Source organism: Rhodanobacter ginsengiterrae, assembly GCF_050026815.1.
Taxonomy (GTDB): domain Bacteria; phylum Pseudomonadota; class Gammaproteobacteria; order Xanthomonadales; family Rhodanobacteraceae; genus Rhodanobacter; species Rhodanobacter ginsengiterrae.
The window spans coordinates 167,072-181,071 of the sequence record NZ_JALBWO010000057.1; the positions used below are offsets into that span (position 1 = coordinate 167,072).

General features: G+C 65.1%; 11 protein-coding genes. 2 read left to right on the forward strand and 9 right to left on the reverse strand.

Annotated elements, in window-relative coordinates:
• Nucleotides 1–127: 127 nt before the first annotated feature.
• From ACQGNJ_RS15745 to ACQGNJ_RS15765, 5 genes are read right to left on the reverse strand one after another with little or no spacing between them, the layout of a single operon-like run.
• Nucleotides 128–2,284 (reverse strand): type IV pilus secretin PilQ, encoded by a 2,157-nt coding sequence (locus tag ACQGNJ_RS15745; RefSeq protein WP_426690197.1) that lies wholly within the window; start codon nt 2,282–2,284, stop codon nt 128–130.
• Nucleotides 2,285–2,339: 55 nt separating this feature from the next.
• Complete coding sequence (locus tag ACQGNJ_RS15750) at nt 2,340–2,882, reverse strand: pilus assembly protein PilP (protein ID WP_426690198.1); 543 nt, start codon at nt 2,880–2,882, stop codon at nt 2,340–2,342.
• The gene (locus ACQGNJ_RS15755) at nt 2,879–3,544 is read right to left on the reverse strand and encodes a type IV pilus inner membrane component PilO (protein ID WP_426690199.1); all 666 of its coding nucleotides are present in this window, start codon (nt 3,542–3,544) and stop codon (nt 2,879–2,881) included. Before ACQGNJ_RS15755 ends, ACQGNJ_RS15750 begins: the two co-directional genes overlap by 4 nt.
• Nucleotides 3,545–3,546: 2 nt before the next feature.
• Nucleotides 3,547–4,269, reverse strand: a complete 723-nt coding sequence (locus ACQGNJ_RS15760) for a PilN domain-containing protein (RefSeq protein WP_426690200.1) — start codon at nt 4,267–4,269, stop codon at nt 3,547–3,549.
• On the reverse strand, nt 4,269–5,327 hold the full coding sequence (locus ACQGNJ_RS15765; RefSeq protein ID WP_350016646.1) for a pilus assembly protein PilM: 1,059 nt from the start codon (nt 5,325–5,327) through the stop codon (nt 4,269–4,271). Before ACQGNJ_RS15765 ends, ACQGNJ_RS15760 begins: the two co-directional genes overlap by 1 nt.
• 272 nt (nt 5,328–5,599) lie before the next feature.
• Here ACQGNJ_RS15765 and ACQGNJ_RS15770 point away from each other — a divergent pair, with 272 nt between their 5' ends.
• A complete protein-coding gene (locus ACQGNJ_RS15770) occupies nt 5,600–8,134 on the forward strand; it encodes a penicillin-binding protein 1A (protein ID WP_426690201.1) in 2,535 nt (844 codons plus the stop codon).
• Between the two features lie 61 nt (nt 8,135–8,195).
• On the forward strand, nt 8,196–8,864 hold the full coding sequence (locus ACQGNJ_RS15775; protein ID WP_426690202.1) for a hypothetical protein: 669 nt from the start codon (nt 8,196–8,198) through the stop codon (nt 8,862–8,864).
• A gap of 65 nt (nt 8,865–8,929) precedes the next feature.
• On the opposite strand, the gene ACQGNJ_RS15780 is transcribed toward ACQGNJ_RS15775, so the two are convergent.
• The 4 genes from ACQGNJ_RS15780 to recG form a co-directional block, all read right to left on the reverse strand.
• Nucleotides 8,930–10,225: a citrate synthase gene (locus ACQGNJ_RS15780; RefSeq protein ID WP_426690203.1), complete on the reverse strand. Its 1,296-nt coding sequence runs from the start codon at nt 10,223–10,225 to the stop codon at nt 8,930–8,932.
• Nucleotides 10,226–10,510: 285 nt separating this feature from the next.
• Complete coding sequence (locus ACQGNJ_RS15785; protein ID WP_426690204.1) at nt 10,511–10,765, reverse strand: type B 50S ribosomal protein L31; 255 nt, start codon at nt 10,763–10,765, stop codon at nt 10,511–10,513.
• Nucleotides 10,766–10,847: 82 nt separating this feature from the next.
• Nucleotides 10,848–11,783: a nucleoside hydrolase gene (locus tag ACQGNJ_RS15790; protein ID WP_426690205.1), complete on the reverse strand. Its 936-nt coding sequence runs from the start codon at nt 11,781–11,783 to the stop codon at nt 10,848–10,850.
• A gap of 108 nt (nt 11,784–11,891) precedes the next feature.
• Entirely contained in the window at nt 11,892–14,000 is a 2,109-nt protein-coding gene (recG, locus tag ACQGNJ_RS15795) for an ATP-dependent DNA helicase RecG (RefSeq protein WP_426690668.1), read from the reverse strand.

Genomic DNA, 14,000 nt, shown 5'->3' on the forward strand with positions numbered 1-14,000 from the left:
TCGCAAGTTCGTATGGCGTGCTACAGACCATGAACCATGCCGAAAATTCCATCGTCCGGCGCATGCCAGCCGTCACGCATAAAAAAAGAGGCGGCCGAAGCCGCCTCTTTCATCTTGTCACCGGACCTTACTGCAAGGTGTCGCTGAGAATCCGCGGCGTCACGAAGATCAGCAGCTCGGCCTTGGTGTTGACCCGCGAGTTGCTGCGGAACAGCGCGCCGATGCCGGGGATGTCGCCAAGGCCGGGCACCTTGGTGATGGTGTTGGACTTGTTGACCTCGTAGATGCCACCGAGGACGACGGTCTGGCCATTGTCCACCAGCGCCGAAGTGTTCACCTCGCGGGTGTCGATGGTCGGGATCTTGCCGCTACCCGGGGCATCGACGTAACCGGCCAGCGCATCCTTCTTGACGTTGATCATCAGGTAGACACGATTGTCGGCGGTGATCGTCGGGGTGACCTTCAGTTCCAGCACGGCGTCCTTGAACTGGACCGTGGCGGTACCACTGCCGGCGCCGCCGCCGGCACTGTTCTGGAAGGTCACGTAGCCGATTTCCTGGCCCTGGCGGATGACCGCTTCCTGCTGGTTGGCGGTGATCACGCGCGGGCTGGAGATCACTTCGCCACGACCTTCGGTCTGCGCGGCGGAGAGTTCCAGGTCGAGCGCGTAGTTGGCGCCGAGGATGGCCAGGCCGAAGCTGCCGCCCTTCAGGCTGGTGGGCAGGTTGACGTTGAGGCCACCGGAACCGACCGTACCCGGCGCGGCGTTGCTGCCGATGGTGTTGCCGAGCGCACCGCCAAGCTGCAGCACCTGACCGCTGGGATTGGTCTGCTTGCCGCTGATGCCGAACTTCGCACCCAGTTCGCGGGTGAAGTCGTCGGTGGCGACCACGATGCGCGATTCGATCAGCACCTGCTGCACCGGCTTGTCCAGCACCGCGATCAGCTCGCGCAACTGGCGGATCTTCTCCGGCGTGTCATTGAGCAGCAAGGTGTTGGTGCGCACGTCGAAGGAGACGCTGCCCCGCGGCGAGAGGAAGCCACGCTGGGTGTTGCTGCCGCCGCTGCTGCCGCCGCCCTGGCCCTGCTTGCTGCCGGTGGTGAGCAGGGTGGCGATATCCGAAGCCTTGCCATAGCTGATCGGCACGTAGTCGGTGACCAGCTCAGCGGTGTCCTGCGCCTTCAGCTTGGCATCGGCCAGATCCTGTTCGTACTTGGCCAGCTCGGCCTGCGGGGCGACCCAGACGACGTTGCCGTTGCGACGCTTGTCGAGGCTCTTGGCACGCAGGATCACGTCCAGCGCCTGGTCCCACGGCACATTGACCAGACGCAGGGTGACGCTGCCACCGACGCTGTCGGAGGCGACCAGGTTGAGGCCCGAGATATCCGCGATCAGCTGCAGCGCCGAACGCACCGGAATGTCCTGGAAGTTGAAGGTGACGCGCTTGCCGTTGTAGCTCGGCTCCTGGCCCAGCCTGGCCAGCTGGGTTTCCCTGGCGTCGGCCTTCTTCGGTGCCACTTCGACCACGTACTGGTCGGCGGTCTGGTAGGCCGAGGTTTCCACGTTGCCCTTGACCGCGATTTCGATGCGCGCACCGCCGCCATTGCCGGCGCGGGTGACGATCGACTGCACCGGCGTGGCGAAGTCGAGCGTATCCAGGCGCTGGGCCAGATTGGCCGGCAGGTTGGCGTGATCGATGGTGACCAGCACCTTGTCGCCGCTGTGGGTCATTTCGGCGTTCGCGCCGCTGCCGCTGAAGTTGATCAGCACGCGCCCTTCGCCATTGGGACCGCGGCGGAAGTCGACGTTGGAGATGGCCGGACCGTTCGACGAGGACGGCAGCGCCTTGGTCGGGTCGATCGTGGCGGCGGTGGTCAGCGCCTGATCGGCGCTGCCGTTGTTGACGGTCAGCACCAGGCTGTGGCCGTCGACGCGCGAGCGATAGCTAGACTCACGCATCAACTCGACGACGACGCGGGTGCGACCGCCAGCGGAGACCGCCGAGACGCCCGAAGTCGAACCCTTGCCGATGTCCAGATGGCGCGGCGCGGCGTTGTCCGTGTCGGCGAAGTCCACCGCGATGCGTGGCGGGTTGCCGGTCGTGAAGATCTTCGGATCCGGCACCGGGCCATTGCCGAAGTCCATGCGCAACTCCACGCTGCCACCGGGCAGTGCGTCGTAGCTGATGTTCTTCAGCGTGGTGGTGGCTGCCATCGCAGCGCTGGTCCAGGTGGCGCCGGCGATCAGCAGGCCCATCAACATGTAACGGCTTGCATGGCGCATGACACGGCCCCGCACGGATTGGATTTGGTTGGTCATTGCATCAGCCCCTGTCTACCTATTTCGCGTCGAGCGCGATGCTGGCAGGACGTTCCATCCAGCCACCATTACCGTTGGAGATCAGTTCGACCAGGTCGATATGGTCTTCGCTGATCGCCGTGATATGCCCGTAGTTCTGGCCCATGTACTCGTTGACATGGACGCGATGGATCACCCCGCCCGGATCCTTGACCAGCACTTCCATGCTGCCGCCGGCGCCGACCGTGCCAACCATCTTCAGGCTGTCCAGCGCGAACAGCTCGAGCGGTTGCTTGGATCGATTGGCATCCGGACGCGGACCGGTGGTGGCCGTGTTGTTGTCCAGCTCGGCCGTGCTCGGGCTGAACGGGTCACGGCGATCCTGGTCGTCGTACTTGAATGTCTCGAAGGTCTTGATGACCGGCAGCGGCTGGATCGGCGCGCCCTTCCTGGCCTTTTCCTGGGCTACCCAGCTGCGCAGGTCGGACATGCCGCGGGTGCAACCGCCGAGGATCAGCATGGCGCCGAGCATCAGCGCGAAGCGTGCGGCGTGTGCCGGCTTGATGAATGCTTGCTTGTTCATTTCCGGCCCCCCGCCCTGGCTTTGCCCGCGGGTTTGCTTGATGCCGCGCTCTCGTCGTCATCGAGGTAGCGATAGGTCTTGACCGTGCCCTGCAGGACCAGTTGTCCATCCGAGGCGCCGTTCTTGCCACCCGTTGCCTTCGGTGTCAGCGACACGTCGTGCAGGGTCAGGATCACCACCCGCGGCAGCGAAGCCACACCACTGATGAAGGTGCCGAACTGATGGTAGGTGCCGGTGAACTTCAAGGCGATCGGCCGCTCGGCGTAGAAGTCCTTCGGCGTCTCCGGGCCAGGCTGGAACAGGTCGGTCTCCAGGCCGGCGGACTGGGCGGTTTGCGAGATGTCGGTGAGCAGCTCGGGCATTTCGGTCTTGCTGGGCAGCTGGCGCAGCAGCTGGCGCAGCATGTCCTGCATTTCGTCGAGCTGCTGCTGCAGCGCCTCGAGATTGACCGACTTGGCCTGCTTGGTGGCGAACTCCTGCTTGAGCTGACCTTCCTTGCCGACCAGCGAATTCAGGCTGTCCTGCTGGTCGCTGATGACGAAATACCAGCCCGCCAGCATCACCAGGCCGAACAGAAGCGCGGTGAAGAAGATCTTCACCGACTGCGGCCAGCCACCCACGTTGTTGCGATCGAGGTTCTGGATATCACTGAAGAAACTCATGATCAGACACCTCCCTTGGCAGCTGGCGCAGTGACCGGGGCGGCCGGCGTCGTGGCCTTGGTCGCTGCGGGCGCGGTTACCGCCTTCACTGCCGCACCCAGCGGGGCCGGTACGGCCGGAGCGGCGCTGGATGCGCTGCCTGCCGGCAACACCGGCATCTTGCTGGCGTCGACTTCGTCGGTCTTCGGCTTGCTCAGCTTCACGTCCAGACCAAACGAGTAGGGCATGCGGGAAGCATCATGCGTGTTCTCGGTCTTGCGCAGATCGGCGTGACCCATCCACGGCGACACCTCGATGTTGCGCATGTATTCGGCCACGCTCGCGTTGGACTGCGCCACGCCGTCGAGCGACATCGACTGCCCGCTCTGCTTGAGACCGGTCAGGCGTGCGCTGGTCGGGATCGTCTTCACCAGCTCGTCGAACAGGTGCACCATCTGCGAGCGGTCGGCCTGCAACTGCTCGATGATCTGCTTGCGCGCCAGCAGGTGCTCGCGCACCGTTTCCAGCTCCTTGATCTTGGCGATGCGTACGTCGAGCTGCTTGATCTCGGTCTGCAGGTAGGCGTTGCGATCGTTCTGGTTGTCGATGCGTTGATCCATCCAGAACATCCACACCAGCAACACGCCAAGGCCGACCACGAAGGCGGCGACCAGCTGCATGTAGAACTCGCGTTCGCGTTGCTTGCGCCGCTCCGCGCGCCACGGAAGTAGATTGACGTGTGCCATCAGTCGAAGCTCCTCAAGGCGAGGCCCACCGCAATCATCAACGCGGGAGCGTCCTGCGCCAGCGACTGCGCCTGGACCCGAGGCGACAGCGACATGCGAGCCAGCGGATTGGCCACGACGCAGGGCACGCCCAACTGCTCTTCGAGCATCGGACCCAGCCCTTCGATCGAAGCGCAACCACCGGCCAGCACGACCTGGTCGACCTTGCTGTATTCGCTGCCGGCAAAGAAGAACTGCAGCAGGCGGCTGATCTGCTGGATCAGCGATTCCTTGAACGGCTCCAGCGCCTCGGTCTCGTAGGATTCGGGCAAGCCGCCCTTGCGCTTGGCGCGCCCGGCCTCCTCGTAGGAAAGGCCGAAGCGCCGCATGATCTCGTCGGTCAGCTGCTTGCCGCCGAAGACCTGTTCGCGCGAGTAGATGGTGCGCTGGTTGCGCAGCACGGACAGCGTGGTCATGGTGGCGCCGATGTCGACGACAGCAACCAGCGCCTCGCGGCTGACGTTGAGCTGGTCGGCGATCATCGCGAAGGCGTTCTCCATCGCGAAGGCCTCCACATCGATCACCGCCGCGGTCAGCCCGCCCAGGTCCAGCGCGGCGACGCGCATGTCGACGTTCTCGGTGCGCGAGGCCGCCAGCAGCACGTTGTTCATGTCGGGATTGTCGCGAACCGGTCCGAGCACCTCGTAATCGAGACTGACTTCGTCGATCGGATACGGGATGTACTGGTTTGCCTCGACCTGGATCTGACCTTCCAGATCGTCGTCGGACAATTCGCTGGTCATCGGGATGATGCGGGTGATCACGGCCGATCCGGCCACCGCGGCGGCGGCGTGCTTGAGCTTGGAGCCCGAGCGTGCCAGCGCGCGACGAATCGCGTCACCCACCGCCTCGACTTCGACGATGTTCTTCTCGACCACGGCGTTCGGCGGCAACGGCTCGACCGCGTAATGCTCCACGCGATAGCGGCCACCCGCCTGACTTAGCTGCAGCAGCTTGACGGCAGTCGAACTGATGTCGACACCAATCAGCGCCGGCTTCTTCGGTGTAAAGAGCCCCACGGTGTTTCCCCCTTGCCGCTGACGCCCGTAGCCAGAAACCTGGCGGGGTGCGCAGTGGCATTAAATCGAAAAATTAACGCAATGGCAACGGTCTACGGAAACTTTCTCATGTAATTGGCGTGATCCGCACCACATTTAAGCCAAACCCCTTCTTGGCCCGACCCTTGCTTTGGCGAATGGCTTCGAGCTTTGGCAAACCACGCCTCATGCGATGAATACTGCTACATCTATACTCTGCCATGTTTTGACTCAGGTCTCGCTATCTCCACACCATGCAAATTTTCAAACGCTTGTTGCGCTGGGCCTTGCTCCTGGCCTTTTCCGGTTTGCTCCTGACAGTTATCGCAGTTGGTGTGGCGTATTGGCTGATCTCTCCCCGGCTGCCCTCGGTGGCCGAGTTGAAGAACTACCCCATGCAGGTGCCACTGCGGGTGGTCAGCGCCGATGGCAAGCTGATCGCGAGCTTCGGCGAGACGCGACGCATCCCGGTCGACATCGAGAAGGTTCCGGAGCGGCTCAAGCATGCCGTGCTCTCGGCCGAGGATGCGGACTTCTACCATCATCCTGGCGTGGACTGGCACGGTATCGCTCGCGCCGGCTGGCATGTCGTGGTGACCGGTGGCGACAAGGGCCCGGGCGGCTCGACCATCACCCAGCAGGTCGCGCGCAACTTCTTCCTGAGCCCCGAAAAGCTCTATTCGCGCAAGCTCACCGAGATCTTCATCGCGCTGCGCATCGAGCATGAGCTGAGCAAGGACCAGATCCTCGAGCTGTACCTCAACAAGATGTTCCTGGGCCACCGCTCCTACGGCGTGGCGGCGGCGGCGGAGTACTACTACGGCAAGACCCTGGACCAGCTGACCGTGGCCGAGTGCGCGCAGATCGCCTCGACCTTCCAGTTGCCCTCGGTGGTCAATCCGATCAACGGACAGCCACGCGCCATTGCCCGACGCAACTGGGTGCTGGGCGAGATGCTGCGCCACGGCTACATCACCAAACCGGTGTACGAGCAGGCGATCGCCGAGCCGAATCATGCTTACCCGCACGAGCAGCCGATCGAGGTGGACGCGCCGTATCTGGCGGAAATGGTGCGCCGGCAGGTGCTCGATCGCTTTGGCAACGATGCGCTGACTGAAGGCTATGTGGTGAAGACCACGCTGCAAAGCTCACGCCAGCAGGCGGCGGTGGAATCGGTACGCGAGGGGCTGATTGCCTACGATCGCCGACACGGCTGGCGCGGCCCCGAAGCCCACCAGGACCTGCCCGCCACTGCCGGCGAGACGGATTTCGACAACCTGCTGGCCAGCTACAGCAGCATCTCCGGCATGCAGCCAGGCATCGTCACCGCCAGTGACGCGAAGCAGGCGACGGTCTACCTGTCCAGCCACGAAAGCGCGATCCTCGACCTTGCCGCCTTGGCCTGGGCCCGTCCGCACATCAACGACGATCGCGTCGGAGCGGCGCCAACGCGTGTCGACACCGTGCTCAAGCGCGGCGACATCGTCCGCCTGGCACGAGACGACAAGGGCGAATGGCAGCTGACGCAAATCCCCGCGGCACAGGCGGCACTGACCTCGGTTAACCCGGAGGATGGCTCGATCCAGGCCCTGGTCGGCGGCTTCAGTTTCGTGCGCAGCAAGTTCAATCGTGCCGTCATGGCCGCACGCCAGCCGGGTTCGAGTTTCAAGCCTTACCTGTATTCGGCATCCTTCGAGCGCGGCTTCACCCCAGCCTCGATCATCAATGACGCACCGTTGGCGCTGCCCGATCCGTCGCGACCGAATGGCATCTGGACCCCGTCCAACGACGACGGCAAGTTCGCCGGCCCGATGCGCCTGCGCGAAGCGCTGGTGCAATCGAAGAATCTGGTATCGGTGCGCCTGCTCGACGCGATCGGCGTGCGCTTCATGCGCGAGTACGCCACCCGCTTCGGTTTTTCGCAGGACGCCATCCCGGCCAACCTGTCGATGGCACTGGGCACCGCATCGGTCTCGCCGATGAGCATGGCGCGCGGCTATGCCGTGTTCGCCAACGGCGGCTATCTGGTCACGCCCTATTTCATCCACGAGATCGACGATCGGAATGGCACGCCGGTCTACGTGGCCAACCCGGCCCGCGCCTGCCGCAACTGCCAGGAACGCCTGCTTGACACCAACCCGCCGGGCGCGCCACCGGCCAACATGAACCCCACGCCAGCCAACAACCTGGTCAGCAGCGGCGCCTCATCGGGCGGTCCCGCGGAATCGAGCAGCGTCGACGGCGTCGGCGAGGCAGTGCTGCCGGCCGACGCGCACGGCGCGGGCGCGCATGCACCGGTGCTGGCACCGCATGTGATCGAGGTGCGCAACGACTACCTGATCGTTTCGTTGATGAAGGACGTGATTTTGCGCGGCACCGGTTCGGCCGCACGCGCAATGGGTCGCGATGACCTGGCTGGCAAGACCGGTTCCACCAACGACCATCGCGACGCCTGGTTTGTCGGCTTCAATGGCGAGCTGTCGACCGCGGTCTGGGTGGGTTTCGATGACTACAGCTCGCTCGGTCGCGGCGAATTCGGCGCCAAGGCGGCCCTGCCGATCTGGATGTCCTACATGGGCAGCGCCCTGAAGGACCTGCCATCCACCACGTTGCCGATGCCGCCGGGAATCAGTACGGTGGTGATCAACCGCCACAGCGGCCTGCCCTCCGGCGCGGACGATCCCGATGCCATGAGCGAGATGTTCAAGGTGGAAGACGTCGACCGGTTGCGCAGCCAGGCCGCCCAGCAGAAGGAACAGGACCAGCAACACGCCTACGACATCTTCTGAAACCTCGACCGCCGCTTCCGCGCTGACGGAAGCGGCCGGTTACCGATCGATGGGGAGCACCATGTCCCGAGGCGAGCACCACCGCATCCATACGCATGACCGGCTGCAGCGGAATCGCGTCCGCATCGCCCAGGAGGCGGCGCGACTGATGAGCGAGCATGGCATCCGCGATTTCCACCATGCCAAGCTGAAGGCGGCCGAGCGACTCGGCATCCTCGATACCCAGGCGCTGCCGCGCAACCAAGAGATCGAACAGGCGCTGCGCGAGCACCAGCGACTGTTCCTCGCCGACAGCCAGCCGCAGTTGCTGCAGCAGCGACGCGAGGCGGCGATCGAAGCGATGCGCTTCCTGGGCGCCTTCGAGCCACGTCTGGTCGGCGCCGTGCTGGAGGGCACCGCGGATGCGCATTCGGCCGTCTGCCTGCACGTCTACAGCGACGATCCGGAGGCCGTGGCTCTCTACCTGCGCGAGCACGGCGTGCCGTTCGACACCCAGGTGCGCCGACTGCGCTACAGCCGCGACGACCAGCCGGAATATCCGGTCCTGCTGTTTGCCGCCGACGAGCTGCCGTTCGACCTCACCGTGCTGCCGCGCGATGCGCTGCGCCAGGCGCCGCTGGACCGCGCCGACGACCGGCCGATGCGGCGCGCCTCGCTGGCCCAGCTGGAGTCGCTGCTGGAAGATCCGGGCGACAGATTCGAACAGCAGCTGAGCGCTGCCCTGCGCTGAGATGGGCGCTGACAAAAAAGCCCCGGCCATGGCCGGGGCTTTTTTGCGTCAGCGGCGGCTGGCGATCAGCGCCTGGTGGTCGGCTCGTAGTCGCGCACGTCGGCGCCGGTATAGACCTGACGCGGACGGCCGATGCGCGATCCCGGGGTTTCGTGCTGTTCGATCCAGTGCGCGATCCAGCCCGCGGTCCGCGCGATGGCGAACATCACGGTGAACATCTCGGTCGGGATGCCCAGCGCCTTGTAGATGATGCCAGAGTAGAAATCGACGTTCGGGTACAGCTTGCGCTCGATGAAGTACTCGTCCTTCAGTGCCGCCTCTTCCAGCTTCATCGCCACGTCCAGCAGTGGATCCTTGACGCCCAGTTCCGCCAGCACCTTGTGGCACATCTCGCGAATGATCTTGGCGCGCGGATCGAAGTTCTTGTAGACACGATGACCGAAGCCCATCAGGCGGAAACTGTCGTTCTTGTCCTTCGCGCGCAGGATCGCCGACTCGACGTTGTCCGGGCTGCCGATTTCCTCGAGCTGCTTGAGCACCGCCTCGTTGGCCCCGCCATGCGCCGGACCCCACAGCGCGGTGATGCCCGCAGCGATCGACGCATACGGGTTGGCACCGGTGGAACCGACCAACCGCACCGTGGACGTGGAGGCATTCTGCTCATGGTCGGCGTGCAGGATGAACAGCAGGTCCAGCGCCTTGGCCGCCACCGGGTTCATCGTCAGCGGCTCGCTCGGCACCTCGAACATCATGTGCAGGAAGCGGTCGACGTACTCGAGGTTGTTGCGCGGATAGCGCAACGGCCAGCCGATCGAGTAGCGATAGCAGGCGGCCGCGATCGTCGGCATCTTGGCGATCAGGCGGATCGCGGCCATCTTGCGGTCGGCCGGATCGTCGACGTTGAGATCGTCGTGATAGAAGGCCGACAACGAGGCGACGGCGGCGGCCAGCATCGCCATCGGATGCGCGTCGTGGTGGAAACCCTGGAAGAAGTTCTTCAGCGACTCATGCAGCATCGTGTGATGCGAGACGTCGTGCTCGAACCTGGCGAATTCGTCGGCCTTCGGCAGTTCGCCATTCAGCAGCAGATAGGCAACTTCCAGAAAGCTCGACTGCTCGGCCAGCTGCTCGATCGGGTAGCCGCGATACAGCAGCACGCCGTTGTCGCCATCGATATAGGTGATCGCGCTCTTGGTGCTGGCCGTGCTGCCGTAGCCCGGGTCGTAGGTGAAGTGGCCGGTATCCTTGTACAGCGTGGCGATGTCGATGCACGCCGGCCCCAGCGTGCCGCTGACCAGGGGCAGTTCGCTGCTGCGATTGCTCGACTCATCCACCAACTTGACGATCTTTGGATCGGACACGGAAACCTCCTTGCATGTGGGTCACCACCGACGGCGATCGCCAGATGCGATCGCGCTCGGTGAGGGAATGCCTGGCCTCGGATGCCGGGGACAGCACGCGAGGCAACGAACGCCTTGGCGTCAGCTCACCGGCCATTATCGCACAAGGCCGCAGGGACATTCGATGGCGAATGGTCGAATGCCGGGCACGAAAAGACACGGGGCAGGCCTGCGCCTGCCCCGTGTCATCAATGCGTGTGTCGATCGAACTGCGGACTGGCGCCAGGCGCCCGCCGCAACCGTCGATTACTCCTTGACGGAGCCCGCGTAGCGGCGACGGAACTTGTCAACGCGACCGCCCACGTCAAGCGTCTTCTGCTTGCCGGTGTAGAACGGGTGCGAATGGCTGGAGATATCCACCTTGATCAGCGGGTATTCGTTGCCGTCTTCCCACTTGACGGTTTCCTTGCTGGACATGGTCGACTTGGTCAGGAACGCGAAGTCGGACGACAGGTCCTGGAACACCACCGGGATGTAATTTGGATGGATATCAGGCTTCATGGCAGGCTCTAAAGCGGTGGTGAAAAGAGCGGCATTGTAACGGGGATGCGCTTGGCCATGCAAGTCGCCCCATCCCGGAAGCTCAGTCCGCCGCACCGAGCGAGCGCCGCACCATCGAGGCAAAGCGCGCCTGGTCGACCTCGAGCACGATGTTCGCCTTGGCCGGCCGACCCAGCCGCGCCGCCCAGTCGACCACAGTGGCGCCGCGGGTCAGGCGACCATCCAGCTCCACCGCCACAGCCCGCCTTTCGCTACGGGTGACGATCGAGGGGTCGAGCGCGACAGCCATCGCCAGCGCATCGGCTGCCACCAGCCCGTTGCGTTCGTGCTTGGCGTTGTAGCGCCGCGCGGTGGCCACGATCTTGCCGAAGAAATCCGCCCGTGAGTCGCCCGCCGCCAGCCACTGGTCGAACTCGGCATTGTCGAAGGTGTGCCGCAAGGTCGCCTCCCAGTCGACCAGATCGAACGCCGGAAACGCCTCGAACACGACATGCGCCGCTTCCGGATCGAAACCGATATTGAACTCCGCCGGCACCTTGCCGGTATTGCCATGCCCGGTAACCGCGCCGCCCATCACCACCAGCCGCGCCACCCGCTGCGGCAAGCCCGGGTCCAGCCGCAGCGCCAGCGCCAGGTTGGTCAGCGGGCCGAGCGCCACCAGGGTCAACTCACCGGGACGCTCGCGGGTCAGCCGCAGCAAGGCAAGGGCCGCTGATTCGGCGGACAGCGCGGCCGCCGGCTCGGCAAACCCGACATCGCCGAAACCGTCCTCGCCATGCACGAACGCCGCATCTTCCTCCGGCGAGCGCACCAGCGCCGTGGCGCAGCCGGCGAACACCGGCGTGGCCACGCCGACCAGGTCGACCAGGGTGCGCGCATTGCGCACGGTGTGAGCCAGGCCCACGTTGCCCGCGGCGATGCTGAGGCCGGCGATGTCGGCGTGGGCGTAGGCCATCAGGATGGCGAGGGCATCATCGACACCAGGATCGGTATCGATCAGGAGTTGCGGTCGGGTCATGGGCTGGTCGACTGGGAAAACGGGTCAGCTTAAAGGGAATGGGGAACGGGGAACAGGGAACAAAAGCAAAATCGCCCGCCATCGCGCTCCCGTTCCCCGCTTCACGCTTCACGCATGCGCATAGCGTGCCGCACCGCCGATCCAGCGCTCGATCAGCTGGCCGGTCTGCTGCGGGTGTTCCGCAAGCATCCGTTCGCCCACCTGCTGCACGGCCGGCAGCAGGTGCGCATCGCGGGTGAGATCGGCGATGCGGAAGCTCAGCTGGCCGGTCTGGCGGGTGCCCAGCACTTCGCCTGGGCCGCGCAGCTCCAGGTCCTTCTCGGCGATGCGGAAGCCGTCGCTGGTGTCGCGCATCACCTGCAGCCGCTCGCGCGCCAACTGGCCCAGTGGCGGCTGATAGAGCAATACGCAATTGGAGGCGACCGCACCGCGACCAACCCGGCCACGCAATTGATGCAACTGGGCCAGTCCGAGCCGCTCGCTGTTCTCGATCACCATCAGGCTCGCGTTCGGCACGTCCACGCCCACTTCGATCACCGTGGTCGCCACCAGCACGGCCAGCTCGCCAGCCTTGAACGCGTCCATCACCAGCTGCTTTTCCTTCGGCTTCATGCGGCCGTGGATCAGGCCGACACGGAAACCGCCCAGCGCCGCGGTCAGTTCCGCGTGCGCCACTTCCGCGGCCTGCGCACGCAATTGCTCGGATTCTTCGATCAACGTGCAGACCCAGTAGACCTGGCGTCCTTCGCCGCACGCGGCACGGATGCGCTCGATGACCTCGAGCCGGCGCGCGTTGGAGATCGCGATGGTCTGCACCGGCGTGCGACCGGGCGGCAGTTCATCGATGGACGAGACATCCAGGTCGGCATACGCACTCATCGCCAGCGTGCGCGGAATCGGTGTTGCGGTCAGCACCAGTTGATGCGGAACCAGCAGCCCATCCTTGCCCTTGTCGCGCAGCGACAACCGCTGCTGCACGCCGAAGCGATGCTGTTCGTCCACGATCACCAGACCGAGCTTGGCGAATGTCACGCCCTCCTGCATCAACGCGTGCGTGCCGATCACCACGTGCGCCCCGCCAGCGACGCGCGCCAGCGCCTGCTGGCGTGCCTTGCCGGTGACCTTGCCGGCCAGCCACTCGACCTCGATATCGAGTGGCTGCAACCAGTGCCGGAAATTGTGCAGATGCTGCTCGGCCAGCAATTCGGTCGGCGCCATCAGCGCCACCTGATAACCGGCCTCGACCGCGGCCAGTGCAGCCAGCGCCGCCACCACGGTCTTGCCGCTGCCGACGTCGCCCTGCACCAGGCGCAACATCGGCCTGATCTGCGCCAGATCATTGGCCACTTCGCCGCTGACCCGCTGCTGCGCCGCGGTCAGCCGGAACGCCAGGCCGGCCAGCAACCGCCGACGCAACTCGCCATCGCCACCCAGCCTGGGCGCGCGCCGTCGGCGCACTGCCTCGCGCATGCGCCGCAGACTCAGATGCTGGGTCAGCAATTCCTCGAACGCCAGTCGCTGTTGCGCCGGATGCCGGCCCAGCATGAGCTGGTCCAGTCGGGCGTCCGGTGGTGGACGGTGCACGTAGAGCAGCGCATCGCGCAGCGAGGTCAGTCCATGTTGCGCGCACAGCGCAGGCGGGATCAGCTCCAGTTGCGCCGTGGGCGGCAGCAGCGCCAGCGCCTTGCCGATCACACCGGCCAGCCGCTTTGCTCCCAGCCCTTCGGTGGTCGGATAGACCGGGCTGAGCAGGTCGTCGACGGCAGCGACCGCATCCCCGCTCAGGCGCTGGTAGGTCGGATGCACCATCTCCAGCCCCTGCGCGCCGTGGCGCACTTCGCCATAGCAGAGCAGCCGCGTGCCGGGCAGCAGTTGTTCGGCCTGGGCCCGATTGAAATGGAAAAAGCGCAGCAGCAGGGTCTGCCGGCTGTCGTCGCCGATCGCCACCTTCAACTGCGGGCGGTAACGGAAGCCACGCTCGACCGCCTCGACCACACCCTCGACCTGGGCCCGCTCGCCGGGGCGCAGGTCGCCAATCAGGGACACCCGGGTCTTGTCCTCGTAACGCAGCGGCAGGTGGAACCACAGATCCTGCACCCGCTCCAGTCCCAGCCGGGCCAGCGATGCCGCCAGCGCCGGACCGACTCCCGCCAGCTTGCCGACCGGCATAAGGCCGGGGTCGGTGTCGGCAACGGGAACGGGACGGGCGGGACGCAT

What these genes read in the sequence shown, in the direction of transcription:
- ACQGNJ_RS15745 (WP_426690197.1), bottom strand. Translation starts at nt 2,284, where the DNA reads ATGCGCCATGCAAGCCGTTACATGTTGATGGGCCTGCTGATCGCCGGC.
- ACQGNJ_RS15750 (WP_426690198.1), bottom strand. Translation starts at nt 2,882, where the DNA reads ATGAACAAGCAAGCATTCATCAAGCCGGCACACGCCGCACGCTTCGCG.
- ACQGNJ_RS15755 (WP_426690199.1), bottom strand. Translation starts at nt 3,544, where the DNA reads ATGAGTTTCTTCAGTGATATCCAGAACCTCGATCGCAACAACGTGGGT.
- ACQGNJ_RS15760 (WP_426690200.1), bottom strand. Translation starts at nt 4,269, where the DNA reads ATGGCACACGTCAATCTACTTCCGTGGCGCGCGGAGCGGCGCAAGCAA.
- ACQGNJ_RS15770 (WP_426690201.1), top strand. Translation starts at nt 5,600, where the DNA reads ATGCAAATTTTCAAACGCTTGTTGCGCTGGGCCTTGCTCCTGGCCTTT.
- ACQGNJ_RS15775 (WP_426690202.1), top strand. Translation starts at nt 8,196, where the DNA reads ATGTCCCGAGGCGAGCACCACCGCATCCATACGCATGACCGGCTGCAG.
- ACQGNJ_RS15785 (WP_426690204.1), bottom strand. Translation starts at nt 10,765, where the DNA reads ATGAAGCCTGATATCCATCCAAATTACATCCCGGTGGTGTTCCAGGAC.
- ACQGNJ_RS15790 (WP_426690205.1), bottom strand. Translation starts at nt 11,783, where the DNA reads ATGACCCGACCGCAACTCCTGATCGATACCGATCCTGGTGTCGATGAT.
- recG (WP_426690668.1), bottom strand. Translation starts at nt 14,000, where the DNA reads ATGCGTCCCGCCCGTCCCGTTCCCGTTGCCGACACCGACCCCGGCCTT.